The 26845-nt window shown below is 59.4% G+C and carries 17 protein-coding genes; 10 read left to right on the forward strand and 7 right to left on the reverse strand.

What is annotated here, in order from left to right:
• Window positions 1–186 precede the first annotated feature (186 nt).
• Window positions 187–4854, forward strand: a complete 4668-nt coding sequence (gene gltB / locus OJ996_RS11890; RefSeq protein ID WP_264513807.1) for a glutamate synthase large subunit — start codon at window positions 187–189, stop codon at window positions 4852–4854.
• Between the two features lie 75 nt (window positions 4855–4929).
• Here the strand turns inward: gltB and OJ996_RS11895 are convergent, their stop codons facing one another.
• Window positions 4930–5517, reverse strand: coding sequence for a hypothetical protein (locus tag OJ996_RS11895; protein WP_264513808.1), 588 nt, complete (start codon window positions 5515–5517; stop codon window positions 4930–4932).
• A gap of 10 nt (window positions 5518–5527) precedes the next feature.
• A complete protein-coding gene (locus OJ996_RS11900) occupies window positions 5528–6379 on the reverse strand; it encodes a hypothetical protein (RefSeq protein ID WP_264513809.1) in 852 nt (283 codons plus the stop codon).
• A gap of 222 nt (window positions 6380–6601) precedes the next feature.
• Between OJ996_RS11900 and OJ996_RS11905 the strand changes: the two genes are divergently transcribed.
• From OJ996_RS11905 to OJ996_RS11940, 8 genes are all read left to right on the forward strand, one after another.
• The gene (locus OJ996_RS11905) at window positions 6602–7165 is read left to right on the forward strand and encodes an elongation factor P (protein WP_264513810.1); all 564 of its coding nucleotides are present in this window, start codon (window positions 6602–6604) and stop codon (window positions 7163–7165) included.
• Between the two features lie 142 nt (window positions 7166–7307).
• Window positions 7308–9992, forward strand: coding sequence for an MGH1-like glycoside hydrolase domain-containing protein (locus OJ996_RS11910; protein ID WP_264513811.1), 2685 nt, complete (start codon window positions 7308–7310; stop codon window positions 9990–9992).
• 652 nt (window positions 9993–10644) lie between these two features.
• A complete protein-coding gene (locus tag OJ996_RS11915) occupies window positions 10645–11433 on the forward strand; it encodes a hypothetical protein (protein ID WP_264513812.1) in 789 nt (262 codons plus the stop codon).
• 22 nt (window positions 11434–11455) lie between these two features.
• Window positions 11456–12145, forward strand: coding sequence for a hypothetical protein (locus OJ996_RS11920; protein WP_264513813.1), 690 nt, complete (start codon window positions 11456–11458; stop codon window positions 12143–12145).
• Between the two features lie 14 nt (window positions 12146–12159).
• On the forward strand, window positions 12160–12924 hold the full coding sequence (locus OJ996_RS11925; RefSeq protein WP_264513814.1) for a hypothetical protein: 765 nt from the start codon (window positions 12160–12162) through the stop codon (window positions 12922–12924).
• 7 nt (window positions 12925–12931) lie between these two features.
• The gene (locus OJ996_RS11930) at window positions 12932–13891 is read left to right on the forward strand and encodes a hypothetical protein (RefSeq protein ID WP_264513867.1); all 960 of its coding nucleotides are present in this window, start codon (window positions 12932–12934) and stop codon (window positions 13889–13891) included.
• Window positions 13822–14391: a beta-1,6-N-acetylglucosaminyltransferase gene (locus tag OJ996_RS11935; protein ID WP_264513815.1), complete on the forward strand. Its 570-nt coding sequence runs from the start codon at window positions 13822–13824 to the stop codon at window positions 14389–14391. Before OJ996_RS11930 ends, OJ996_RS11935 begins: the two co-directional genes overlap by 70 nt.
• A 204-nt stretch (window positions 14392–14595) precedes the next feature.
• Window positions 14596–14958, forward strand: coding sequence for a PDZ domain-containing protein (locus OJ996_RS11940; protein WP_264513816.1), 363 nt, complete (start codon window positions 14596–14598; stop codon window positions 14956–14958).
• Between the two features lie 130 nt (window positions 14959–15088).
• On the opposite strand, the gene OJ996_RS11945 is transcribed toward OJ996_RS11940, so the two are convergent.
• Window positions 15089–15247, reverse strand: coding sequence for a hypothetical protein (locus OJ996_RS11945; RefSeq protein ID WP_264513817.1), 159 nt, complete (start codon window positions 15245–15247; stop codon window positions 15089–15091).
• Window positions 15248–15405: 158 nt separating this feature from the next.
• On the opposite strand from OJ996_RS11945, the gene OJ996_RS11950 reads away from it, so the two are divergent.
• Complete coding sequence (locus OJ996_RS11950) at window positions 15406–15891, forward strand: hypothetical protein (protein WP_264513818.1); 486 nt, start codon at window positions 15406–15408, stop codon at window positions 15889–15891.
• A gap of 179 nt (window positions 15892–16070) precedes the next feature.
• On the opposite strand, the gene OJ996_RS11955 is transcribed toward OJ996_RS11950, so the two are convergent.
• The 4 genes from OJ996_RS11955 to OJ996_RS11970 all read right to left on the reverse strand — a co-directional run bounded on the left by OJ996_RS11955 (window position 16071) and on the right by OJ996_RS11970 (window position 26809).
• Window positions 16071–20483, reverse strand: a complete 4413-nt coding sequence (locus OJ996_RS11955; RefSeq protein ID WP_264513819.1) for a proprotein convertase P-domain-containing protein — start codon at window positions 20481–20483, stop codon at window positions 16071–16073.
• 279 nt (window positions 20484–20762) lie between these two features.
• Entirely contained in the window at window positions 20763–22328 is a 1566-nt protein-coding gene (locus OJ996_RS11960; protein WP_264513820.1) for a hypothetical protein, read from the reverse strand.
• 167 nt (window positions 22329–22495) lie between these two features.
• Complete coding sequence (locus OJ996_RS11965) at window positions 22496–24340, reverse strand: DNA topoisomerase IV subunit B (protein ID WP_264513821.1); 1845 nt, start codon at window positions 24338–24340, stop codon at window positions 22496–22498.
• A gap of 102 nt (window positions 24341–24442) precedes the next feature.
• On the reverse strand, window positions 24443–26809 hold the full coding sequence (locus OJ996_RS11970) for a serine/threonine-protein kinase (protein WP_264513822.1): 2367 nt from the start codon (window positions 26807–26809) through the stop codon (window positions 24443–24445).
• Window positions 26810–26845: the final 36 nt, after the last annotated feature.

A 26845-nucleotide genomic window follows, 5' to 3' on the forward strand; every position in this document is an offset into this window, starting at 1 on the left:
TGGGACGATTTCGCCCCAAAGTGCCGGAGAACGCCCTTTCCGCCACTCTGTCATTGCCGGGCCGGGGCACAAATCCTGCTTGGCAGGGGGGCGAAGCTACCGTTAATTCCCCGCCCCGCGGGAGACCTCCGCGCCGGTAAGACTGCGCGGCTCCGCGGGACACGGCTACTTTTGCCATTCCCTGCGATGAATCCCTATTACCATCCGAGCACGCCTCTGGTCCCCGGTTCCCTGCACCGCCTCTCTGCCGAACGCGACAATTGCGGCATGGGAGCCATCGCCCAGATTCAAGGCAAACGCTCCTTCGAGGTCATCGACATGGCGCTAACCTCCGTCTGCAACATGACCCACCGCGGTGCCGTGGATGCCGACATGAAGACCGGGGATGGTTCCGGCATCCTTTCCCAGATCCCCTACCCGCTCTTCCTGAAAGCCGCCGAGAAGCTCGGCACCAAGCTGGAGAACGAGGGCGATCTCGCCGTGGCGGTGTTCTTCTTCCCCATCGACGACCAGGCCGGCCGCGTCCAGCTCAAGGCTTTGGCAGAAGAGGTGGTCGCCAAGCGCGGCATCACCCTGATCGGCTGGCGCGAGGTTCCGGTGAATCCGGATGCCCTCGGCAAGAACGCCTTGGCCAGCCGCCCGCACATCGAGCACCTCTTGCTCAAGAAGCCCTCTGCATGGGACGGCGATCACTACGAGCGCCAGCTCTTCCTCTGCCGCCGTGAGATCGAACGCAAGACGAAGGGTCTCAACGGCTTCTACATGCCGACCTTCTCCAGCCGCTTGATCTCCTATAAGGGCTTGGCCATGCCGGCGGCGCTTCGCGCCTTCTATGGCGACTTGCAGGACTCGGATTTCCAGACCGCGATCTCGCTCTACCACCAGCGCTTCTCGACCAACACCTTCCCGGCATGGCCGCTCGGCCAGCCTTTCCGGATGATGTGCCACAATGGCGAGATCAACACGGTGGAAGGCAACCGCAACTGGATGGCTTCCCGCGAGGAGTTCTTTTCCAGCCCGATCTGGGGCGATGATATCACCCTCCTGCACGAGCTGATGAACGAGCATGAGTCCGATTCGGCCTCGCTCGACCACGCTCTCGAAGCCCTCGTCCTCTCCGGCCGCTCGCTGGAGCACGCGATGTGCATGCTCGTGCCGCCCGCGTATCGGAATGACGAGGATATCTCGGATGATCTTCGCGCCTTCTACCAATACATCCGCTCCTTCTCGGAGCCTTGGGATGGTCCTGCCGGTCTCGTCTACACCGACGGCACCAAGATCTGCGCTTCGCTCGACCGGAATGGCCTGCGTCCTTCGCGCTACAAACTCACGGAAGACGGCCTGCTCTACATCGGCTCGGAAGCGGGCGCCGTGATCATCGACGATTCCAAGGTGATCCGGAAGGGCCGCCTTGGGCCCGGCCAGATGCTCTCTGTGGACACCTCCACCGGCCAGATGCGGAATGATCGCGAGATCAAGGAAGCCTTGGCCAAGACCAAGCCCTACCGCCAGTGGATCGACGAGAACCGCCTCGAACTGCGCAAGTTCTGTTCCCCGGATGCACTCGCTCCCGCGGAAGACTTTGCCGCCCTCGACCTCTCCCGTCAGCAGGTAGCCCACGGCATCTCTGCCGAAGAATTGGATATGGTCTTCCCGCCGATGCTCAAGGGCGCTCAGGAAGCCGTGTTCTCGATGGGTGACGACATCCCGCTTGCGGTTTTGTCCACCTATCCGCGCTTGCTCTTCACCTACTTCAAGCAGCGCTTCGCACAGGTCACGAACCCGCCGATCGATCCGATCCGCGAATGGGCGGTGATGAGTGCTTCCGCCGGCCTCGGCCCGGAGCGCAACCTGCTGGATGAGACTCCGGAGCATTGCCGCATCGTGAATCTCGAGAGCGGCGTGCTTTTCGAGCACCAGTTGGAGCGCCTCAAGCACCTCGATGAAGAAGGCTTCCCCGCCACCGTGCTTGATATCACTTGGCCCGCCGAGGCCGGCGCAGCCGGCTTGAAGCTTCGCCTCGATGAACTCTGCGACGAGGTGGAGGCTGCCGTGGACCGTGGTGTGAGCATCGTGATCCTTTCCGATCGCGCGGCCTCAACTGCCCGCGTGCCGATCCCCGCAATCCTCGCCACGGGTGCGGTGCATCATCACCTCAACCGTATCCGCAAGCGGATGCGCTGCTCTCTGGTGCTGGAGTCCGGTGAAATCCGCGACACTCACCAGATCTCCTGCGCTTTCGGTTTCGGTGCCACCGCCGTCTGTCCTTACCTTGGCTTCGCCACCGTGCGCCAGCTCGTGGCTGCGGACGCGGGCAAGGGCAAGTTCGAGGGCATCAGCGTGGAGAAGGCCATGGCCAACTATGCCAAGGCACTCGAGAAGGGCATCCTCAAGATCATGTCGAAGATGGGCATCTCGGTGCTCAACTCTTATCAAGGCGCCCAGATCTTCGAAGCGATCGGCATCGGCAGCGAGGTTGTGGACTTCGCCTTCACCGGCGTGCAATCGAAGGTGGGCGGTATCGGCTTCGCGGAGATCGCGGAAGAATCCTTGATCCGTCACCAAGCTGCATTCGAGGTCCAGGTCCCCGCAGGCGAGACTCTGGACCTCGGCGATCCGGGCTACAACCGCTACCGCAAGTCGGGCGAACGCCACGCTTGGACCACCGACGTCATCAAGAACTTCCACACCTTCGTGAAGAGCGGTAAGGCGGAGGACTACGACGATTACGTGAAGGTTTCGCTCGAAACCAAGCCGGTCGCGATCAAGGACCTCTTCGAGTTTGTTCCCTCCTCATCCGGTGCGATCCCGATCGATGAAGTCGAGCCGGTCGAGAGCATCCGCCGCCGCTTCACCACGGCTGCCATGTCGCTCGGCGCGCTTTCGCCCGAAGCTCACGAAACCCTCGCCATCGCGATGAACCGCATCGGCGGCAAGTCGGACTCTGGCGAAGGCGGTGAAGACGCGGTGCGTTACAAGCCTTACCCGAACGGCGACTTCGCCCGTTCTTGGATCAAGCAGGTGGCTTCCGGACGTTTCGGCGTTTCGGCTCACTACCTCGTCAATGCCGACGAGCTTGAGATCAAGATGGCTCAGGGTGCGAAGCCCGGCGAAGGTGGCCAGCTCCCCGGCCAAAAGGTGAACGCTCTCATTGCCCGTCTGCGTCACACGCAGCCCGGCGTGCAGCTCATCTCTCCGCCGCCTCACCACGATATCTACAGTATTGAGGATCTCGCCCAGCTCATCCACGACCTGAAGGAGGTGAACCCACGCGCTCGCGTGACGGTGAAGCTCGTTGCCGAGACCGGCGTGGGCACCGTGGCTGCGGGCGTGGCGAAGGCCAGCGCGGATACGATCCTGATTTCCGGTCATGACGGTGGCACCGGGGCATCCCCCCTTTCCTCCACCAAGCATGCCGGATCTCCTTGGGAGCTTGGCCTTTCCGAGGCGCAGCAAACCCTGCTGATCAACAATCTTCGCGACCGCGTGATCGTCCGCACCGACGGTGGTCTGCGCAACGGCAAGGACATCGTCATCGCAGCGATTCTCGGCGCCGAGGAATACAACTTCGGCACGATCGCGATGATCGCGATGGGCTGCGTCTATGTCCGCAAGTGCCACCTGAACAATTGCCCGGTCGGCATCGCGACCACCGATCCGAAGTTCCGCGCCAAGTTCAAGGGCACGCCCGAGATGGTGATCAACTTCTTCAACGGCGTCGCCACCGAGGCCCGCGAGATCATGGCCAAGCTCGGCGTCCGCACCTTGGACGAACTGATCGGACGTCCCGAGTTCCTCAAGCAGCGCCATGTGCCGGAGCACCCGAAGGCGAATCTCATCGACTTGGCTCCCGTCTTGAAGGACGTGATCCCCGATCTCGCCAAGCATCAGGGCGTGGAAGACTCCTCGATCTCCCGCATCTGCAAGAAGGAGCGCAACGACGGCATCTCCAAGACCCCGCTCGACCTCCAGGTCCTGCGCGATCTCGCGAAGGCGCTGGGCACGGTCGAGATTGCGGAGAACACACCGGAATACGGTCCCGCCTCCACTCCGGATTCGGTGGCGGCAGCCATCCGCACCCTGCCTGACCGTCAGCCGGTTGAGCTCAGCTACGACGTGGTGAACACCGACCGCAACATCGGCACGCGCCTTTCCGGTCGTATCGCCGAGATCCATGGTGATCGCGGATTCAACGGCCACACCGCCGTGACGCTCAAGCTGCGCGGCTCCGCCGGTCAATCGCTCGGCACCTTCCTGGTGTCCGGCGTGAAGATCGAGCTCACCGGCGAAGCGAACGACTACACCGGCAAGGGCATGGCCGCGGGTGAGATCGTCGTGAGGGTTTCTCCCGACGCGAAGTTCAACCCGGCGGTGAACACCATTCTCGGCAACACCTCGCTGTATGGTGCAACCGGCGGTTACCTCTTCGCCAATGGCCGCGCCGGCGAGCGCTTTGCTGTTCGTAACTCCGGTGCCACGGCGGTGGTCGAAGGCGTGGGCGACCACGGCTGCGAATACATGACCAACGGCACCGCGGTGATCCTCGGCAAGACCGGCAAGAACTTCGGTGCCGGCATGTCCGGTGGCACCGCCTTCGTCTATGACGTGGATGGCCGCTTCTATTCCCGTATCAATCCCGAGATGGTCGTGCCGCTTCCCGTAAAGCGCGCTCAGGACATCACGGAACTCAAGAAGTTGATCACCGACCACGCCGAGAAGACCGGTAGCCCCCACGCAAAGGCGTTGCTCGAAGACTGGTCGAACTCGCTCAAGAAGTTCGTCCGTGTGATCGCCAAGGAGCGCGCCGCCCTCGAAGCTGCCGAGGAGCAGCACGAAGCGGCGTCGACTCGCTGAATTAAGATCCAATCATCTGAAGGGCGCTTCCGGAAACGGGAGCGCCCTTCTTATTTTCACAGGAGTGCAAGCACACTACTTCGCTTCCTCCACGGCCTCCCCTGCTGGCTTGGGCGACAACCGTTTCCTCTCCCCCTGCTTTCCCTCCAAAGGCTTGCGTCCCCCGCTCTGCTCCGCCCGCTGTTTGGGGACGAAGGTGCCCGCAGGAAGTTCCATGTAGTCCGCCGCCTCGCTGAGAGCGACCGACTCCTTCGGCGTCGAGGCACTCTCTGCCGCTTTCCGGAGCAGCGGTGCGGCCGCGGAATCCCCGAGAACAATCATCCCGTTCATCGCGGCCGCCCTCACTTCGGCATCCGGGTGCAGCAAGTAAGGCTCGATCTGCGGCAGAGCCTTGGCGTCGTAAGTGACGGAGGCCTGCTCGATCTCGTTCAGGATCTCGATCCGCTTCTCGTCGCTCAAAGGCTCTGCTTTGACGGACGCCTCCTTCCTCTTCTCCGGAGAAACCGCATCGGGTCGTCCCTCGCTCTTGGTAGCTGGCTCCTGCGCGAGCTTGTTCTCCGTCACTCCCGGCAAAGGCTCGCCCTTGGGGCGCGACACGAAGATCACTCCGGCCGCGATCAAAAGGACGACACCACCGGCAAGAAGGAAGTTCCGTGGCTTCATTGCCCGGCGATCAAGGGTTGATCGGCTCCGCTTCCGGGAAGTTCACCGACAAATCGTTGATCGGAAAACCCGAAGAGAAGAGCCAGGATCCTTCCACGATGGACTGATACAGATCCAAACCTCCCGAACCGTCATCGATGGCATCATCAATCGTCCCGGAGATGGAGTAGATCGAACCCGCCCCGTTGAGATAGCGATATTCCAAGGATGGTCCCACCCGCACCGGGCGCAGGGAAAGGCTGCTTTGCCACATCCCCGCCAGGTTCATCGTCGATCCTTCGGTCCCCTCGCCCGATTGGGTCGAGAAGGTAAGCAAGGCATCCGTCTTTGTCGTCGACACGTCCCGGGCGACATACGAGATCACTTGGCCGGAGGAATTGTAGCGCGTCGTGCTCGTCGCATTCACTCCCTCGGCCGAGCCGTAGGTATCCATGGCGAAGTAATCGCCCACATAAATCGGCGCACTCCCCGGCTTCGTAACATAGTAAGTCGGCTCCGCCGACTCCTCGTTGTAGATCGCCTTCAGTGACCACCCCGCAATACTTGGAATGACACCTGAACTCACTAAAAATCCCATAAACTCTCGATTCGACATGCGATAAGTCGTAATCCGCGACTGATACTCATAGTTCGTTTGGATGGGATTTCCCTGAAAATCATACCGCGTCCACTCATTCTCGAACGCCGGCGTCGTCGGAAATACGGGCCGCCCGAACTCATCCCTCACCACGGTGCCCGCCACCGAGAATTGCTCCGTCAACCTCACGGTGACCAGCGACTCGGTGCCAGGAGAAGCGTAAGCATTGCCAGCGAGAAGTGCGACCGAGGAGATCGCGCAGTATGGAATTCGGAGAAGCTTCATGATCGAATAAATCGACGTAGAAATCCCCCATTCTATTCACCGGGCAAACCGATAAATCATTCGGATCTTCATTCGCAGCGTTCCGGCAAGCAAAACGACTTGATCCTGAGCGATTCGAATCCGTTCAGCGCAAATCCGCAGTTTCGGGGATACCAGGACTGGGCCTGTACACTCAGGGCTTGCACCGGGCCTCCGCAACCCCTATTTCGCCGGTCCGCAACCATGGCCAGCACGCCCGTCATCAACCTCCGCAAGGGACACGCCGTCCGTCACAACAACGACGTTTGCGTCGTGATCTCCCACGAACTCAAGACGCCCCCACGCATGGCGTCCTACGTGGTGATGTCGATCCGCAGCGTCGCGACCAAGAAGGTCGCGAACCTTCGCCTCACCTCGAACGACTCGATGGAGTCCGTTCTTCTGGAGCGCATCCCGCACGAGTATTCCTATAAGGACTCCAGCGGTTACCATTTCCTGCACAACGAGACCTACGACGATGTGGCCGTCCACGACGACATCATCGACACCGTTCGAAACTATCTGATCGAGGGCAATACCTACACCCTTCTCTTCGCTGACGGTCTGGTGGCCGACATCGAGTTGCCGCCTTCGATGGAGATGATCGTGGCCGAATCACCGGAAGGTGTTAAGGGTGACTCTGCGAACAACGCTTACAAGTCCGCCACTATGGAAACCGGCCTTGTGGTGCAAGTCCCGCTCTTCATCAACCCGGGCGAAAAGCTGATCATCAAAACGGAAGATGCGTCCTACATCAGCCGCGCTTAGTTGAATCCTCTCTGAAAAGCCGGGCTCCTCACGGGGTCCGGCTTTTTCGTTGTTGGATGGGATGCTGATTTTCAATCTTTTGTGCCCTCGTCACTTGCCCCGGCTTGGCATTCCTGCACGCTTTCTGCTCTAACGGGCTCGGATGACGAGGGAACACGAGCGGCTAGACGAAGATCTGACCCGGGGGAAGAACTGGAAGCGCTGGGGCCCTTACCTCAGCGAGCGCCAGTGGGGCACCGTGCGGGAGGATTATTCAGAGCACGGCAATAGTTGGGGCGAGTTCCCCCACGATCACGCCCGCCGCCGCGCCTACCGCTGGGGCGAGGACGGTCTCCAAGGCTGGTGCGACCGCCAATGCCGCCTTTGCTTTGCTCCTGCTCTTTGGAACGGAAAGGACACGATCCTGAAAGAGCGGCTCTTCGGGCTGGGAGGAAACGAGGGCAACCACGGCGAGGATGTGAAGGAGTGCTACTACTACCTCGATTCCACCCCCACCCATTCCTACACCAAGGCGCTTTACAAGTATCCACAGGGCCGGTTTCCCTACACCGAGATCCGGGAGAAGAATGCCGAACTCGGCCGCGAGGGTCCGGAGTTGGAACTCGCGGACATGGGGATGTTCGACGGGGGGCGTTACTTTGACGTGCTGCAAGAAGTGGCGAAGAGATCGCCGGAGGACATGCTGTGGCGGATCACGGTGACGAATCGGGGGGCGGAGGCGGCGGAGATTCATGTGCTGCCGACTTTGTGGTTCCGGAATGTTTGGAAGTGGGGGTCGGAGAGAGAGACACCTTTGCGCAAGCCTTCAATTGCATTGCATGGTGACCACTTGTTTGCGTCGCATGAGACCTTGGGGGACTTTTTGTTCTATGCGGACTCTCCGGATGCGGAGGAGGAGCCGGAGTGGCTGTTCACGGAGAACGAGACGGATTATCCGGCGATCTACGGGATTGGCGGACCGACGGAGTATGTGAAGGACGGTTTCCACAAGCTGCTGATCCAAGGGGAGAAAGACGCGGTTTCCCCGCTGCCGATGGGGACGAAGGCGGCGCCGCACCTGAAGTTCATGGTGCCGGCCGGGGGAAGCGTGACGATCCGATGCCGCTTACACGCAACCACCTCGGCCGACGGGGTGACCGGCTTGGCAGGGTTCGAGGAGACGTTCGAGGAGCGGATCGCGGAATGCGACGAGTTCTATGGCGAGGTGATTACTTCCGGGCTCTCTCCGGAGGAGAATCTGATCTGCCGTCAGGGCTACGCCGGGTTGCTGTGGTCGAAGCAGTTTTACCACTACGTGATCGATGACTGGCTGAAGGGTGACAGCGACGGCCCGGCTCCGCCGGAAGCGCGGTTGAACGGGCGGAATTCCGATTGGGGACACTTTTTCGCCAGAGACGTGCTCTCGATGCCGGACAAGTGGGAGTATCCGTGGTTCGCGGCGTGGGACTCGGCCTTCCACATGATCCCCTTTGCCGCGGTGGATCCGGACTTCGCGAAGGATCAACTGCTTTTGCTACTACGTGAGTGGTACATGCACCCGAACGGGCAGTTGCCGGCTTATGAGTGGAATTTCTCCGATGTGAACCCGCCGGTGCATGCTTGGGCGGTGTGGCGGGTTTACAAGATCGCCGACCCGAAGGGACAGCGGGACCTGCTGTTCCTGGAGCGGGCCTTCCAGAAGCTGTTGCTGAACTTCACCTGGTGGGTCAATCGCAAGGACGTCGAGGGGCGTCACGTGTTCGGCGGCGGATTCCTCGGACTGGACAACATCGGGGTCTTCGACCGCTCGCATGCGTTGCCGGATGGTGGCAAGCTGCATCAGGCGGACGGCACGGCGTGGATGGCGTCCTACTGCCTGCTGATGCTGGCGATGGCGCTGGAACTGGCCAGCGAGAAGCCCGCTTACGAGGACATTGCCTCGAAGTTCTTCGAGCACTTCGTCAGCATCACGGATGCGATCAACTCGCTGGGCGGGACGGGTCTATGGGACAGCCAGGACGGGTTCTACTATGACCAGCTGATCGTGAACCATGACGAGCCGGTGCCACTGCGGATTCGCTCGCTGGTGGGACTTCTGCCGATGTGCGCGGTGACGGTGCTGAAGCAAACCACGATCGAATCGCTCTCCGGGTTCCGGAAGCGGATGGATTGGTTCCTGAGCAGCCGTCCGGACCTGTTGAAGTACATCAACGTGCGGCGTAATACCGGGGACAAGAAGTCGGCGCTATGCTTGTTGGCGATTCCTTCCGAGGCGCAGTTGCGCAAGACGCTTCACCGCATGCTGGATCCGAACGAGTTCCTGTCGGACTACGGGATCCGCTCGCTGAGCAAGGCGCACGACAAAGAGCCCTTCGTTTTCGAGCACGGCGGCGTACGGAACGAAGTTCAGTATACTCCCGGGGAGTCGAACACGGATATGTTCGGAGGCAACTCGAACTGGCGCGGGCCGATCTGGTTTCCGACGAACTTCCTGATCGTGGAGGCGCTCGAGCGTTACCACCACTTCTACGGCGACAGCTTCAAGATCGAGTATCCGACCGGTTCAGGCGTCGAGAAGACCCTCAAGGAAGTGGCGATCGATATCTGCGACCGGCTGATTTCCTTGTTCTGTCCGTGTGAAACGGGATACCGGCCTTGCTTCGGCAATGCGGAGACGGCGAAGCGCTACAGCGACGTGGAGCATTGGCAGAACCTGCTGCTGTTCCATGAATACTTCCACTCGGAGACAGGGGAAGGACTCGGGGCTTCGCACCAGACAGGTTGGACTTCGCTGGTGGTGAGGCTGGTGAGAGATCGGAGGGAGAAACTCTGCCAGAGAATTATGTGAACCTTCCCCTAGCCAGCTCATCCCAGCAGGCATTCCTCAGTGAGAAACCGAGATGCTCCAATAGGACAGACCATCGAATCGGGATTCTCTGACGAAATGTCGTCGGGATCTCGGATCTGATCGCGGCTATGCAGGCTTCGCCAAGCCGGAGCTTTAAGCGCTGCATCGTGGCGCGGCCCATCGTCTCAAAGGCCGTCGCGTGCCACCTAACGAGGTTGGTGCATGAGCGTGGGGCGCCGAGTTGATACCTGCCCTGAATTCGTTACCCCTATCTACGCGACTTGATCTGGCTGAACGATCTCAAGACCCGCTTCAGATCCCGCCCTCCCCCCTTTCCCGCCTAACCGGACAATCGCCGTGCCGATGTTCGCCGAGTTGAGCTATCAGCAGCGGAGGATTGTCTGTCCCCCTTCTCTTTGAGGGAATCCGACCCAAGATCTAAAAGTTGCCCAGGCGACGGTAGGTCGGCATGGCTTATTGATCTACAGTTAAATGGGATGGTCATTTCACCTCGGAAATCTGGTCGTGAGCTTGATAGGCTCTCCGAAAAGTAGAATCTGCTTGAAAAAGCAAAACCTATCATGGAAAGTCACAACCTAGACATCGGAAAAGTAGATCTTTTGCTCCAAGAAACTCTGACTCTCTTCCCCAAATGAAAATCTGGCGATCAAGATGGGTGATAGTCCTAGCAGCGCTCATTTGCCTCTTGCTGATTCTCGCAGATCGGAAAAATGCTGCCTATGCAAAGCGTTCAGCGTATGGGAACCAACCAACAGGGGTAGCCGAATCTCAATTAAAACAATCGGAGGAGGCAAGAAAATCCAATCGTGTCAATCGGGCCGCGCAGTTGAAATTAAGTCCCGAACAACAAAAACTTATAAGCATGGGCGTTTTCTCTGATGAGAATGCAGCATCATTCTTTCTTATAGGGGTCGGAGATAAAATTCCCAGTGACGCTCTCAGGGAAGTAGGCCTAACCGAAGATAACCGTCCTGAGCTAGAAGCGATCGTAGACCGCCTCACAGACACAATGGGTAGTTTGATATCTGATCAAGCAGTTCAAGACGAGGCGGAAGCAGCCAAGGGCAATGTCGTATATCATATCCCAGCTGATCCCCAAGGGGGGGCGAACGCACTTCTTGAGTTCAGACAACAACTGACCACAAGCTTTGGCCCCACCATCGCGGATGCGCTAATGCGAGGACTTCATTGCCCCCAATTTTTTGGAGCATTTGGCAAACAAGACGTTAGACTGCAGGTGACTGATGGGATTTCCCACAGTGGAACGCCTGTTTATTATGTTGACTACTCGTGTAGCGATCCTTCAACGGGAAAGAAATATAGGGAGGGACGGGAAACCCACGAGAGCTTCCAAAGTAGATTCGGTCATAAGGTGGTAGATAAAATATTTGAAGCGAAAGCAAGAATGAACCAAGAGTGATTGTTTCTAGTTGATGAAATATATGAAAGCCGAAGAATTCCTCCCTCCTAAAGTGGATCTCATGGATGTCTGTGAGCAAAACAGCATTCTCCAGAATAGACGTGCGTTTATAAAGAAAACCAGCGGCTTATCTCTCGGGACTTGGGCGATTTGGAATGGTCTAACTGGAAAGGCCGAGGCGTGGCCATATTCAGCGGTGATACCCATGCCCAGTTCTCACGTGGCGAAGGCGTGCTCACAAGTGTTCACCTCTCCCCTTGATCCTTATAAGGGTTGGCTGAATATTGTAGTTTGGCCATCGGGCGGCTCTTATGGTTCCTATTGCGAAGTTTCGTTTCGTTTGGCAGGCGAGAACCCTGTAGGAGCATCCTTCGTTGGATCTTGGCAGTGGGTAAGAGGTTATCTTTCAGGTGGAGATGCCGATTGTAATATTTCCAGCACCTCCGACTCGTTGGAAATTGCGCTTTGGAATTGGTATGAGAACGGCTCGACCACTCCTATTGATCCGTGGGAGGATTATGTTTTCCATAGAGTTTGGGTGGAATACCAAGCTGCCGGCAAGTTTAGTAATCCAGCAGTGGCCAGTGATCAATACTATACTGTGACGTTTAAGTTGCGATTCGGAGCATTTGATCCTTCTACCGGAAATCAGATCGGATCTGACTTCGCGTCGGCTGGAGGATTGATAGATCTCGGAGCGCTCGGGGCGTAATACCAATAGGCAAGATGAATCTTGCAGTAATGTTCGCCTTTACGGGCAGCACTTCTCATTATTGGCCTAGGCAGGCCAAATGGGCGGTCTCATCTTTGGTCCGATCAACTTGGCAAGGCGAGATCAAGATCTGGAGAGGATGGGAAAAACCTCTATTTCCGCACGGACGCCAATTTTTAAGCGAGGAGTATTTTGATTTCAGCGCAGAGCTTGAATCTTTCTCTTTGGGAGATACTTCTGCGAAGGAGCATTTGCATTGTTCTTTTCTGTACTTCACATGGCTAAAGAAATTTTTATCGACCATTCCTGTCGATAGGTATAAATGGATTCTATTATTTGACGCAGATGTTGTATTTCTTCGGGATATCGGGCACCTGCTGAAATCTTCTCGTCAACTGATTTTGCATCGTTATATTGCGGAGGGGTGCGAAAAAATTGACGGAGGATTTCTCGCACTCAGATCTGAAATTTTTCATGATTTTATTTTGATCTGGATGGCAGAACTAAAGATTGCTGTGGAGTCGCATTGGGATAAATCGCGATCCGAAATCATAAGTGAGATTGTATCGAAACGGGGGTGGACTATGGACAGATTTGAGGCCGGAGAGGTTTTAACTACCACCTCTAGCGATGCTTTGCTGTTTGATGCTTTTGATGCTGCGGTTGTCCATGTAAATCCCTCTTCTTCAGATCTTAGAACTCGCATTTCTTCTGGTCTTTTTCTATCAAGCATTCTCGGTGAAGGTTGGGGTGGAATCTGGGATTCGCTAGAAATGTAACATCGCCATGAATGGGTCTGAGCTCCCGGTTTGTTACTATATCAATAACGCGAGGGCGCAGCATCTTCGAAGTTTGATTGAGTGGGATTTTGCGCAGAACGATCTTGATGTGATTCGCTTTGCCGGAGTTGATCCAGATCGGAGATGGAGATCATTTTCTGGCGTGAGGAGAGGAGGTGTAAGGTCGATGTCTAAGGCATCGCTGGATACTTACGTTATCCTTATTGCGATGATTATTATTATTAGAAACGCAAGGTCACAGCGGCTTAATGCTGTGGCTATTTTTCGCGACAACGTTACATTGAGAGCTAACTTCAAAAGACTTCTCTCAAGACTGGCCCTCCCCGAGGACTGGGGTGTTCTGCTTCTCGATGGAAATCATAATAAGTGCATACTCCCGGTTTGTTTTGGTTTAGCCAAGATAGAAGACCCCCTTCAAGGGGTGCCTCTTGCGTTTATGGTAAGTCGTCGGCATTTTAATGTGGTTTTGGCGGACTTGAAGAGGTTGTGCAAGATGATTCGTATTGATGGACTCGAAGCTCTTTCTGGAGCTTTTCAGACGTCCCGTCCTATCTTCACTTGTGTTCCGGCTTTGGTGTGGAAAAGGGAACCTGATTTCCCTCAGTCTTCACAAAGTTGCAAGAGGATTCAGTTAGAGGTTGGAGAAGGCTCTGAAGATATTTTCACCAAGATGTATGGAGGCGGAGTGAAGGGAATTCGATCAAAATTGGCTCTTATCTTTTTGACTAGGGCCGATGTAAATCACCCGTCTATATGGAGAGATTTTGTGGATGAATGCCCTGAGCGGGTGGTAGTTCATTCTCATTCAAAAGTTCGCTCTTTGGGGGTAGATGCGTTCTTGCATGGAACAATCGTAGATAGTAACATTCTTACGAAATGGGGGGACATGAGTTGGTCAGGGCGACTAGGCTTCTTTTGTCCACGGCGCTTTGCGATCCTGAGGTAACCCACATTGCCTTGCTTTCAGAAAGTTGCGTGCCTATTAGATCTCTTTCTTATATTTTGGCTTCGCTGGAGGCCTCGCCTAAATCTCGTTTCTATTTCAGTGGATTGGATTACTGCAGTCTAATGCAGAGAGCTAGGGCAAAGGCCGTCCCGTCAGTTCCTGATTCATGCTGGCGGTTCCAACCCCAATGGTGGTTGATGAGTCGCGAGACTGCACTGTGGGCTAATGCAAATGATTACACGAAGGATCTTGAACTGGTGGAGATACCTGATGAGATGTATTTCTCGACAGTTCTGATGCTTCAAGGATATCCGCTCGAGGATCGGGTGCATTGCAGACCTGTGACGTGGACCTTCTGGGAGAAAGGACACGGAAGTCCTAAGATATTCAAAGATTTAGATGCGGGAATTATTGAGAATATGTGGGAGTCTGGATGCTTTTTTGCGCGGAAGTTTGCCCGGGGTGCCGACATGTCTAACTTCCGTCTTCATCGGCAATGAGGTTTGGAGCGCACTTTACACTAGAAGTGGTTTCAAAAGTATCCGGCAAGGATCATCATGCAGGCGAGTTCGAAGAAGCCAAGTAGAGATCGCTCCTGCGCTGCCGCGTGTGGTAGTGGAAGATCATGCCGAGATGTGCAGCACCGCCGACGCGCTGCCGGTAGAGATGCCGCGCGAGAATGAAGTGGCCCCACCGCCGAACTGGTGCTGCCCTATCTCGATGTCGGCGGTGCCGCCGTGCCCGACCTTATTTCCGAGCATTTCAATCTCGCCGAGGGCGAGGGTGTAGTGATCCGCACGCTTGATCTAGGCGGTCCGGTGGTGGCGGCGGGACTTGGCCAGAAGCACATCGTGACGAGGATTGCGGGCAAGGCGGTGGGTTCCCACGACGGGCTGCGCGAAGCGATCTCCGGCAGCAAGCCGAGTCACGCGGTGGAGGTGGATTACATTCACCGCGGCGAATCGACGACCGCGACTCTAACGCTGATCAATGCGCCGGCGCATCAGGATCTAATCGCCCGTAGGGGCACGCCACTTGGAGCATCGCGGTCGAATTATCCCAGCTGATGCAAAGTCTGGAGCCAGCCGCTGGTCCGCTCCACGGTTCAGCGCCGTTTGTAGTGGCGGAGCTTGCGGCTTCCCGGTGGAACGGCGGGCCGAGATCATGTCCAGACCGAATTTGGCCAAGGTGACAAGCTTATTTCCTACGGCGAGAGGTGCCAATAGCGGCGAGGAAGAGGCAGGCAAGCACGGCGGACGAGGGTTCGGAAATCGCGCTGATGTCCACACTGAGATTGTCGATATGGATGACGCTCGAAAAGTCGTTGCCAATGCGGAGGCGGTCGTGAAGGTCCATGCACCCATGTCATAGAGATAGGTGGATGTGGCCGTAGTGACGGCGGTCGGGTCGGAACCAGCCTCGAGGTTTCCGAAGCGGAAGGAGAAATTTCCGATTTGAGGCCGGCAAGGAAGAGTCCGCTAGGTCCCCTGCCCCGCCGCCGGTATGATGCGGGGATGGCAGAGATGATCGAGACGAGACTGAATGCGCGGCAGAGGAAATTCGCGCTGCTGGTGGCCGAGGGGATGTCGCAGTATGCGGCCTTTGAAAAAGTATACGGCCGGAAGGAGGCGACCTATGCCTCCGCGCTGACACGGAAGCCGGCGGTGGCGGCGGAGATCGCAAGACTGCAGGCGGAGGCGGCAGCGGCGTGCTCGCTGAAGCACCAAGAGCTGGTGGGCTTCCTGGTATCCGTGATCATGACGCCGGTGGGGCATCTGGGACCGGACGATCTGCTGGTGCAGGAGTGGACGGAGGTGGAGACGAAGGGCAGCAAGCGGAGAACGCTGAAGGGGATCAACAAGCTGGGAGCCGCGAAGCTGCTATCCTGCCTGCTGGGCTGGATGAAGCCGGATCACTCCAGCAGCCAGAGCGAGATCAAGATCGTGCTGAAGAAGATGTGGGAGGATGAGGATGGTGCCGGACAGGGCAATCGCACTTAGATTCTGATCACCGCGAATGGACGACAATTGACGCGAATGGGATCCAATCCTCCTGGCGTCCGATCTTTGGTCCGGTCAGCATGGTCGGCAGCTTGCCTGATCCCGTCGGGAATTGGGGACTTTTCGCGTCAATTCGTGGTCCAAATTTCCAGATGCGATTGCCCCGGGGCGTCGGCAGTTCAGTTTGACCGGGTGCCTTGATTGATCCACTCGGTGATGAGGGCGATGTGGGCGGCGGTAAACTGGTTCGATCCACCGGGGCCAAGATTCCCCCCGCCGTGGGAGTTGCCTCCCTGAGGTTTCAGGAGGATCAAGGAGGAGCCGGGGTTGCCCGCAATGGCCCGTGTGGCGAATCCCGGTTCAGCGTCTGGAGTTTCGACAGTGAGCTCATTGAAGATGGATGCCGCGCTGCCGCCCAAGTTCATCTGTCCGAAGTTTGCCGATCCATGACAGCTGGTGCAAGTGCCGGCGGAGAAGATGGGCGCGATGAAAGTCGGGAAGCTGACGAAGACCTTCACCGTAACCTCGTCGAATGCCTGAAGGGTTCCGTCTGAAGCCGTGAGGCGCAGAACATAGGTGCCGTGAAGGGAGAAGGAGGCGGATGTGCTGTTAGAACCGGGCGTGGTGAAGTTGACGGTGCCGGGCCCGCTGATCTTGCTCCATGTGCGGGTGAGTGCAGGCGGAGCGGGAAGATTGTCATCGGTGACGGTGCCCGTGAGTGTGAGGGAGCCGGGCAAGGATGTGGGTGTGATCTCGGCATCACTACCAGCGCTTACGGAAGGGGCCTGGTTGCCCGTAGGCTGGGAGTTGACCACGACGGTGAGTTCGTCCGAGGAAGTGAAAGCGCCATCCGATGCTTCCAAGCGGAGGACGTAGGTGCCGGCGACGGAGAAGGTAGCGGTGGTGTCGATGGAGGCAGCAGCGCCGAAGGTGACTTGGCCCGGACCGCTGACACGGGTCCAAAGGGTGGAAAGGGATGCGGGAGGATTCGGCAACCCATCGTCGGAGGCGGAGGCATCGAGATTGGCGAATGCGGGAAGGGTGACGGCGAGGTCGGGACCGGCGAGGACAAGCGGTGGCTGATTCTGGCTTACGAGGACGCTCTTGGTGGTGCTGTGCTTGAGCGATCCATTCCTGGCGGTGAGCTGGACGACATACTCACCATTGAGGTCGGGAACGAAGAAGGTCTGGGGATCTGTCCTGACCCAGTAAAAGAACAGGGAGCTGCCGGGAGGCGCTGAGATGATGCGCCAAGTGAAGTCGGTGGCGAAGGAACTCTCGCGTGCATCGAGGAAGACGGGAGCGCCGATGGTGCCGGTCTGCGGTGCGAGCATGCGGGCGACCGGTGTGCCGGGACCGGAATGACCGGTGGTATTGAAATGCAAGGACCAGTCGACGAGGTCGCCTTCGTCATCGCCGCCCATGTCCTGGAGTGTGAGGATCCAAGTGCCATTGGGGAGCTCGTTATCGAAGGCGCTGAGGGCGCCGCTCGGCTTCCACGAGCCGATGTAGGGAGCTTGGCTGCCGGTGACGGAGGAAAGGGAGATGCCGACCTCGTCATCGAAGCGGGTGCGACCGAAGTTGTTGCCATCGCCGCCCTCGCGATTGAGGAAACGCACGACGGTGCCCTGCGGTGAGGTGAGAGTAGCGACGAGATCGCCGACGTAGGGATGGCTGAGTCCGTTGGTCTCGCCCGGTGTATCCCGAGAGGCCGGGCCGGGGCCATCGAAGGAGATATCGAGATCGGTGATGAAACCGGTGAGTCCGGTGACATCAATGGTGGTGGTGACGGGGCCGCCCTGACCAGCATCGGGGATCTCGGAGACCGGCCCGGAGTAGCGGAAACGGTTGGGCGCGGCGATCCAATCGGCGAGCATTTCGCTCTGGGAGGGATCGAAGCTTTTCCAAAACTTCTCGGCGGTGCGCTTGGCCATCGGCATCCTGCCGCGTTCATAGACCTCGGACTTCACAAGGGCGCGGAGGACATCGAACTTCTGATAGGTGGAGAAGTCGAGGTGAGGGGCGCGATCGGTCTGCATGACGTGGCAGGCGCGACAGGACTTCGCGACGACACCATGGTAAAGTTGAACGGCCTCCGCGGGAGCGTAGGGAGGAGCCCAGCCCTCCGGTGTAAAGGCTTCGTTGAAGGGTTTGGCGAGATTGGGGGTTTGGTACCAGCCGTGGATGAGATCGACGACGGCATCGCTGCCAGGAGGTGCGGGCGGGCTGGTGCGGGTGGTGATGTGGAGGGAGAAGCGGTTGATGGTGCCGGTATCGGCGCCCGCATGATCGAGGACCGTGAGGGTCCAGTTGCCATTGGGGGCGAGCCCTTCGAATGCATCCAGGCTGGAGTGAGGAAACCATGATCCGACGAAGGGAGCTTGAGAAGAACCCGCGACCTGGATGGCGTTGCCCGACGGGGATTCGTCGTCGAGACGGGTGTTGCAGAGGTTGTTACCGCTGCTTCCTGTCCGGCGCATGAGCGTGACCTGCTCTCCCGAAGGAGCGGTGAGGATGATCTCCAGGTCCCCGATGAAGCTGTGGGTCAAGCCTGCGTTCGGGTCGTTGAGGATGGAGGTAGGCGGGCCGTTGGAGTCGAAGGAGAAATCGAGATCGGCGATGGTGCCGGAGAGATTGCCGACGGGGATGGTTACCTGGGCGACACCGGGGGCGTTTCCGCTGAAGTCCGGGATCGGGACCGGGGGGCCAGTGTAAGCGATGGAGGACAGGGTGGTATCGTTCTGCGGGAGAGGGGTGATGTGGAGGGAGAACTGGTTGACACTGCCGGAGTCCAATTCGAAGTCATCGCTGACATGTAGGATCCAAGTGCCGTTGGGATCCTGCCCGTTGAATGCGGCGAGCGGCTGGTCCGGCCTCCAGCTTGCCGAGAAAGGTGCTTGAGCTGGGACTACGGTTGCAATCGGGGTTGGTGCGTCATCGTCGAAGCGGGTATTGAAGAAGTTCTGGGCACTGATGCCGAGGCCACCCTCGGCGGGTCCGCCCACCGTGCTCGCCAAGATGACGGTCGTTCCCTGCGGGGAAGTGAGCCGGAAGGTAAGATCGCCCACGTAGGAGTGATTCAAGCCGTTGCTAGAGTCATCCGGATCGAGTGAACCCGGGCCTGCACCATCGAAGGAGAAGTCGAGATCGGCTATGGGGCCTGAATGGCCTGAGACGACGATGGGGATACTCACACCGGCGGAGCTGTTATCGGGGATGGCGATGCTCGGGCCGGTGTAGCGGGTGCGGACCTCGGCGGGAATGGAGGCGAGGACGCCGAAGTTGAGGTGGCGGAAGGCTTCGGTTTGGTCGAAGCGGCCGAAGCCGGGGAGTGAGGGGTAGGTGAAGGAGTCGACATCGAAGGGGATGAAGCGCGCGCCGGTCCTGCCGAGGTCCGGGTAGGTGTTGTTCACGAGCTCGCGGGGATCGCCGCCGTGACAAGTCATGCACATGCCGGGCTGGAACTTGGCGCCGCGGCCATCGAGGTCGATCTTGGTGAGTCGGGCGCCGGGACCGGCGGAGGGATCGGCGCGCTTCGAGGGATCGGGGTGATGACCGTTGAAGGTGAAGAATTTTATGTAAGGCCTGCCGCCCTGAATGGGATGCGGGGAATACTCCATGGCGACGGTGGCAATGTCCGTTCCGGCGCCTTGGGCCGCTTCGTTCGCGGTGGTGTAGTTGACCACGTAGTAGGAGATGCGGTTCGAATCGTGGCGCATGAACATGCGGCGGCCGAAGCCGAGGTCTGCCTCGTTGAAGTAGGCGGCCGCGGCCTGGGTGCCGCCGGATTGGCCGAAGCCATTGGCGGTGATCCAAGCGGACAAGGTGGTCTTCTGCGCGAAGGGATCGATGGCGTCGTAGTAGGCAAGTGAGTTCGCCTCCGAGCCTTGGAAGTCGACGAGGTTGGACTGGTCGATGAAGAGGTTGGCATCGAGCGGGAGGGCGATCGTCACATGAATCGAGGCGCCCGATGGAATCGGGACGTGGGGGGAGAGGTCGGGGGAGAGCACCGCATTGGCGGGATTGTGGACCTGGCGGATGGCTTCCACCGAGGCGATGCCGAAGCCACCGAGCGCCAAGCTATCCTTGGCCGCTTGAAGGCTGAGTCCGAGGATGCGGGGCGGGAGGGTCGGTTCGTTCGGGTACTGGGGATTGGTGGAGAACTTGAGGATCTCATCCTTGTTCGAGAAGCCGTCCTGATCGTGGTCCTGAGCGGCGTCGTGGGGATTGAGAGGACTGAGGAAGCCTTGGGTGAGCTCGATGACGTCGTTGAGACCGTCGCCGTCGAGGTCGAGGGGGGCATTGCGGGGAATCTGCTTGAGCCGGTAGAAGCCGCGCTGTGGTTTTGTCTGGAGAATTCCGGCATCGACGAAGAGTTCCTCAAGGCCGGTGCCCAAGGTGAGTCCCACGGGACGATCGAAAGCGGCGAGGGAATCTCCGAATTCGGCGATGTAGTAACTATCGGGATCCGAGAGAAAAGAGAGCCGGATATCGTCTCCGATTTTCTCGATCTTTACACCCGGGAGCTCGGCAGCGCGGATCGAGGTTGCGAGCAAGAGCCCGGCTCCAATGCAAATGGCTTTGGTCTTCATGGCGACACGAGGGAGGCCCCGGGAGAGCAAGCCACGACCAAGGACGGATGCTCAAAGCCGAGAGGACGACCTTGTTCCGCTAAGATCCAAACGGGCTATTCCGGGGAGGGATGGAACCCTGCGCTTTGCCCAGTCGCAGGGAGGATGGGAGGATACGATGGATCTCGAACAGATTACCGCCGCCATGTCAATGAAACACCAACATGAAGATCAATTCATTTATCTAATATCAATCAATGATACAGATATTTCAATCTAACTAAGACGGGCACCGGTGGTTTAGCGGGCGACGGAGGAATGTCCGTGGTAGAGGTGGAAGGCGCCGTAAGTCCAGTTCGGGCCTTTCATGCCGGGGAAATTGGCACGATCGAAGGTGAGGAGGATGTAGGGTGCCGGATAGCCTGCGGGGAGCGGAACGAGATTCGGCCAGACGCGGCCATTGCCTTCCGCGCTCCATGGCGGGAGATCGAGGGAGAGTTTTCCAAGAGGCTCGAGATCGGGGAAAGAGCAGACGTGGAAGCTGCGATCCGCGTTGCCGAAGAGGGCGTAGTTCACTCCCCCCACCTTCTGAATGGTGGTGCCGGTGCTATCCGATGCGACGGGGCCGGCGATGCGGGAGAAGCCGGCATCCCAAGTGGCGGACTCGAAGACGGCGGCCTTGTAGCCGCCGACATTCTGGCAGAGGAGCATGCGCCATTTGCCGGAGGCCTTGTCGAAGATGCCGTGGGGATCCTCGTAATCGCCGACGAGGCCCATGGGGGCGGAGTTCATGATGGAGAAGCCGCAGCGGGGATCCTTCGTGGAGCGGACGGCGAGGATCTCTTTCTTCTCTTGTTTGGCGGGGTCGCCATAGGCGGAGAAGGCGGTGGTCCAACCGCGCCACTCGCCGCTGGGACGATGAAGGAAGAGATGGGAGGCGAGTTCGTTGCGAAGGAGGCCATCGCCACGGTCGAAGGCAATGAGGCCTTCGAAGCGGAGATCGAAGATCGAGGGATCGAGGCTGAAGACGCCTTGGGCGGGATGAGGGAGGCCTCCGCCGCGGGTGGTGGCGGTGAACCAGAGCCGGCCGTTCTCTAACAGAGGAGTGCCTTCTTCATCGGTGATGGCACGGATGTCGGCCTGGCCGATGCCGGGGGTGATGCTGGCGGAGGCGCGGGTGATGCTGGCGTGGAAGCCGCTGCGGGTGGAGGTGCGGACCCATGCAGACATGGCGCGATGGACCTCCTTGCGGCGGAGATCGAGGTGCTGGACGACATCGGTGCGGCCGATGAGTTCGACTTGGTCGTGGTGGCGGAGGAAGACATTGAAGCCGACGGCGCTCATCTGGACGATGAGGGAGATCGGCTGCTCGAAGGGACGGGGGCGGAAATCGGGGGCTTCTTCCTTGAGGATGGTTTGGTCGCCTTTGGTGAAGGACCAGCGGATGCCTTGGACACTCTTGTTCGCGCAGAGGAGATCGATGCGGATGGCCTCCCCTGCCCCGTGGATGAATTCGAGGCCCACGTCGCCGTTATCGGCGGAGGTGAGTTCGAGCTCGTAGGTGGCGAAGGGATTGAAGCCGGAGAACCAGACGGAGGTTTCGGAGGCGGCACCGGCGGTGACGACGAGCTTCCCGGAGACGAGCTTGATCTCGGCACTGCCGGAGTGGCGCTTGAGCGGGTGCATCAGCTCAAGGTCGACGATCGAGGAGGGATCGAGCGTGGCGAGAGGGATCGCCTGATCGCGATCGAAGACCATGCGCCTGCTGGCCTGACGGGTGAAGCGGATGTCCGCGGGTGTCTCCGCGATGGCGGGAAGACAGAGGGAGAGCGCAGCGAGGATGGAGATGCGGGCACGTATCAGCACACCGGCATTGAGGCTGGTGGGGACACGGGTGTCGAGCGACGGGGTGAGGGCTCCGTGTCGCCCCTACCGGGGCTTCGGACATTCACCCGACGTTTCCGGTAACTCACGCCACCGGCTAATATCTTTCGCCCCTGCCGGGGCTGAAGAACCCTCGCGGAGGAATAGGATCAGGCGACCTGACGGTCGACGTCGACACGGAGATTGCCGATGATGAAGTCCTGGCGGTCGGGGGTGTTCTTGCCCATGTAGAAGGCGAGGAGCTCCTTGACGCCCTTGCCTTCCTCGAACTCGACGGGATCGAGGCGCATGTCGGGGCCGATCATGAACTTGAACTCGTCGGGCGAGATTTCGCCGAGGCCCTTGAAGCGGGTAATCTCGGAGGTCTTGCCGAGCTTGGTCAGGGCCTTCTCCTTCGCCTGTTCGTCGTAGCAGTAGATCGTTTCCTTCTTGTTGCGGACGCGGAACAGCGGGGTCTGCAGGATGAAGAGGTGGCCCTCGCGGATGATCTCCGGGAAAAACTGGAGGAAGAAGGTGAGGAGCAGCAGGCGGATGTGCATGCCGTCCACATCGGCATCGGTGGCGATGATGACCTTGTTGTAGCGGAGTTCGGCGATGCCGTCCTCAATGCCGAGTGCGGCTTGGAGCAGGGCAAACTCCTCGTTCTCGTAGACGATCTTCTTGGCGAGGCCGAAGGTATTGAGCGGCTTGCCGCGGAGCGAGAAGACGGCCTGGGTTTCTACCTCGCGGCTCTTGGTGATGGAGCCGGAAGCGGAGTCGCCCTCGGTGATGAAGAGGGTGCTATCGAGGCGCTGCTTGTGCTTGGAATCGAGGTGGGCGCGGCAGTCGCGAAGCTTCTTGTTGTGCACCTTCGCCTGGCGGGCGCGCTCGCGGGCGATCTTCTGGATGCCCTTCAGGTCCTTGCGCTCGCGCTCGGCGGCCTGGATTCGCTTCTGGATGGCTTCCGCGACCTTCGGGTGCTTGTGGAGATAGTTGTCGAGGTGCTGCTTGAGGAAGTTGCCGACGAAGGTGCGGATCGATTCGCCATTCGGAGAGATAGTGGCGGAGCCGAGCTTGGTCTTGGTCTGGGATTCGAAGACGGGCTCCTCGATGCGGACGACGATGGCGGCCTCGATGCCGGCGCGGATATCGGCGGGATCGTACTGCTTCTTGTAGAAGCCGCGGATGGCATTCACGAGGCCCTCGCGGAAGGCTTGGAGGTGAGTGCCGCCCTGGGTGGTGTTCTGGCCGTTGACGAAGGTGTAGTACTCCTCCCCGCTTTCCGCGGTGTGGGTGAAGGCGACCTCGATGTCCTTACCCGTGAGGTGGATGGGATCGTAGAGGGCTTCGCTCTCCATCTCCTCGCGGAGCAGGTCGAGCAGGCCGTCCTTCGATTTGAACTTCTTGCCGTTGAAGACGATGGTGAGGCCCGGATTCAGGTAGCTGTAGTAGCGGCACATCTTCTCGACCACCGCCTCCTTGAACTTGGTCTTGGCCGGGAAGATGGTGCGGTCGACATCGAAAGCGAGGCGGGTGCCGGAGGGGGCCTCTTCCTTGCGGGAGGCCTCCATGTTCTCGGTGACGATACCTTTCGAGAACTCGATGGCCTTGGTCTGGCCATCGCGCCATGCCTGGATCTCGAAGAAGCCGGAGAGCGCGTTGACGGCCTTGATGCCGACGCCGTTCAGGCCGACGGACTTCTTGAAGGCCTCGCTGTCGTACTTGGCACCGGTGTTGATCTGGGCGGCGCAGTCGTAGAGCTTGCCGAGGGGGATGCCGCGGCCGAAGTCGCGTACCTCGACGCGGCCTTCCTCGTCGATCTCGACGCGGATCTCCTTGCCGTGCCCCATGATGTGCTCGTCGATGGAGTTATCCATGACCTCCTTGAGGAGGATGTAGATGCCGTCGTCCGGAGAGGAACCGTCACCGAGCTTGCCGATATACATCCCAGGCCGGAGCCGGATGTGTTCGCGCCAATCGAGGGACTTGATGTCAGCTTCGGTGTATTCGGCCATGGGGAATGCTTCAGGAAGCCTGAGGAATCCCGGGCCGGGTGGCAAGCGCGGGGTCCCGAAGCCCTGAAACAATTGCGAATCAGAGAGATCCGCGAGAGGAGATCAGCGAAGCGCCCGCTGCATGGTGTCCCATCGGCGCTTGAATGCGGGGGATCTGGCGGCGAGCTTGTTGCCCGCTTCCTTGGCACGCTCGGGATTGCCGGCAAGGAGGTCGAAGGCGATGGCCTGTTCGTGGCGGCGGAGGCGCTCGATCTCGCTGGAGCTGCTTTTGACCAGCGCGCGATGGAGCGCGATCATGCTGTCCGGAGAGAGCTCGCTCCACGCGATGTCCCGGGGGCTGCCGGAGGCATCCACGGTGAGGAGACCGCCGGGGCGAGTGCCGGTGATCTTGTCGAGCTTGGTGCTATCCCGGAGCTCGAGGGCCAGCGCGGCGGGTGGTGACTTGAGGCCTTCTTCGAGCTCGCCGAGGAAAGCCTCGGCAGCTTCGGCGAGCATGAGCGTGGCGGCGACCGTTTCATCGCCATCAGCCTTGTCCTTCAAGAGGGTGGCGGCTTCGGCGAAGCGGCACTCCGCGGCGACGGCGCGGATGGCGGCAAGAGGGCCGACGGGCATTTGCTCCTGAGTTTCCGACGGTTCCGCCGGAGCAAGCGCAGGTTTGGCTTCGAGCAAGCGGGCGCGCTTCTCGAGATCGAGTTGAAGGGCGCGGATATTGAAGCGGGCACGGCCCTTTGTTTTCAGTCCGGCGTGAACGGCATGAAGCTCATCCGCGAGACTGCGGCAGGTTTCGGGGTCTTCCGGAAGCGTGTCCGGTATGGCGCTCTTGAGAGTCTGCAGATCGCTGAGATAGGCGGCGACGATGTCGCGATAAGGCTCGATCCAGGCATCGCTCCCCTTCCCTTCGGATGCCGCGACGGCTTCGAGATGAGGACGGGCCGTGTCCGGAGAGCCCTGCTCCCAGTTTTTCAGGCCGTAAAGGAGCGCGGCCATGAGCGCGGCACCCGTCGGAGGAGAAGCCGACTCGGGCCGAACCATCGGGCGGATGCTCTTGATCTTATCGAGTGCGACAATCAGCTCATCGCCCGTCTGGTCGTCGACTCCGATGGCATTCGAGATATGGGTGATGGCAGCACTTGCTTCCTTCTTGGCGTCGCTCGATGAGCCATTGAGATAGGCGCACACGACGCTCTGACAGGCAGCCCATGAACCGGTGGGTTCAAGGACACCGCGGTCATCGCGGACGGCGGCGAAGGTGAGACCCGCCTTGGCATAATCGCCCGCGCGGAGGGCGTCGCCTGCCTCGCGATACTTGGCCCCGGCGCGGAGGCTGTCCGAGTTATCCTTGCCTCCGGCTTGCGAGAGGGCGGAAGCGTGAGAATTCGAGGTAACAGCGGGCTCATCCTCCTCACCGCGGCCAACCCACCAGACCCCGAAGGCAATGGCGACGAGGACCATGATGCCCGCGCCAATGAGCGACATCTTCTCACGGCGGCGGTGCGCGGCGTGACGTGCGACCGAGGCGGGGGTGACGGTGGCGCCAGCGGCGAGGCGCTGGCGAGCGGTCTCCAAGGCGGAGAGCAGGTCGTTGTAGGAGCGGAAGCGCTGATTCGGGTCGTGGGCCATGGCCCGATCCACGGCGAGGCAAGTGTCCAGGCTGACCCATGGGGCCATCTTGGCAAGAGGCATCACGCGGCGTTTGGCCTCGCGGAGCTTGTTGGTGTCCATCGACTCCTCATCGCAGGGCGGCTTGCCAGCGAGGGCGTGGTAAATGGTGGCACCGAAGGCATAGAGATCCGAGCGGAAGTCCTCCTGCATGCCCTCGATGGTCTCGGGCGGCACGTAGTAGGGAGTGGCCCAAATCTCGGTGGCCTTGGCCTTGCCGCCTTTGGTGACGAGGGCGAGCCCGAAGTCGACGATCTTGGCATTGCCGGAGACATCGAGAAGGATATTGCCCGGCTTGATATCACGGTGGATGAGGCCGGCGGATTGGGCGGCTTTGAGGCCCTCGGCGACCTGAATGGCCAGCGGAAGAGCTTCGGCCTCCGGGATCGAGCCGCGCTCGCGGATGTGATGCTCGAAGTGGCCGCCGCCGACGAGCTCCATGGCGATGTAGAAGCGACCGAAGGCTCGCCCGGTGGTGAAAACGCGGACGACGTGCGGGTGGCTGAAGGAAGCGGTGATGCGGGCTTCCTCCTCGAAAGCGGTAATGCGGTTCTCGTTCGCGCCATATTCCTCATTGAGAATTTTGACGACGACCTCGCGGCCGAGGGTGTTGTCATTCGCGATGAAGACCACGCTCATGCCGCCGATGGCGTGGCGGCGAAGGAGGGTGTAGGGGCCGAACTCGCGCTTCACGCGAGTTTGCTGGCCGCAGGCCGGGCATTCGACATTTGAAAAGGGCGCGACTTGGGACACGTCCATGGTCGTCCCACAGGCATGGCAGCAAGCGATCTCCGGTTCCCCCTCGGGCATAAAGGAGCGTAGCTACGGGCGTGCCGGGTTGGAAAC

This window comes from Luteolibacter rhizosphaerae, assembly GCF_025950095.1.
Lineage (GTDB): Bacteria > Verrucomicrobiota > Verrucomicrobiia > Verrucomicrobiales > Akkermansiaceae > Haloferula > Haloferula rhizosphaerae.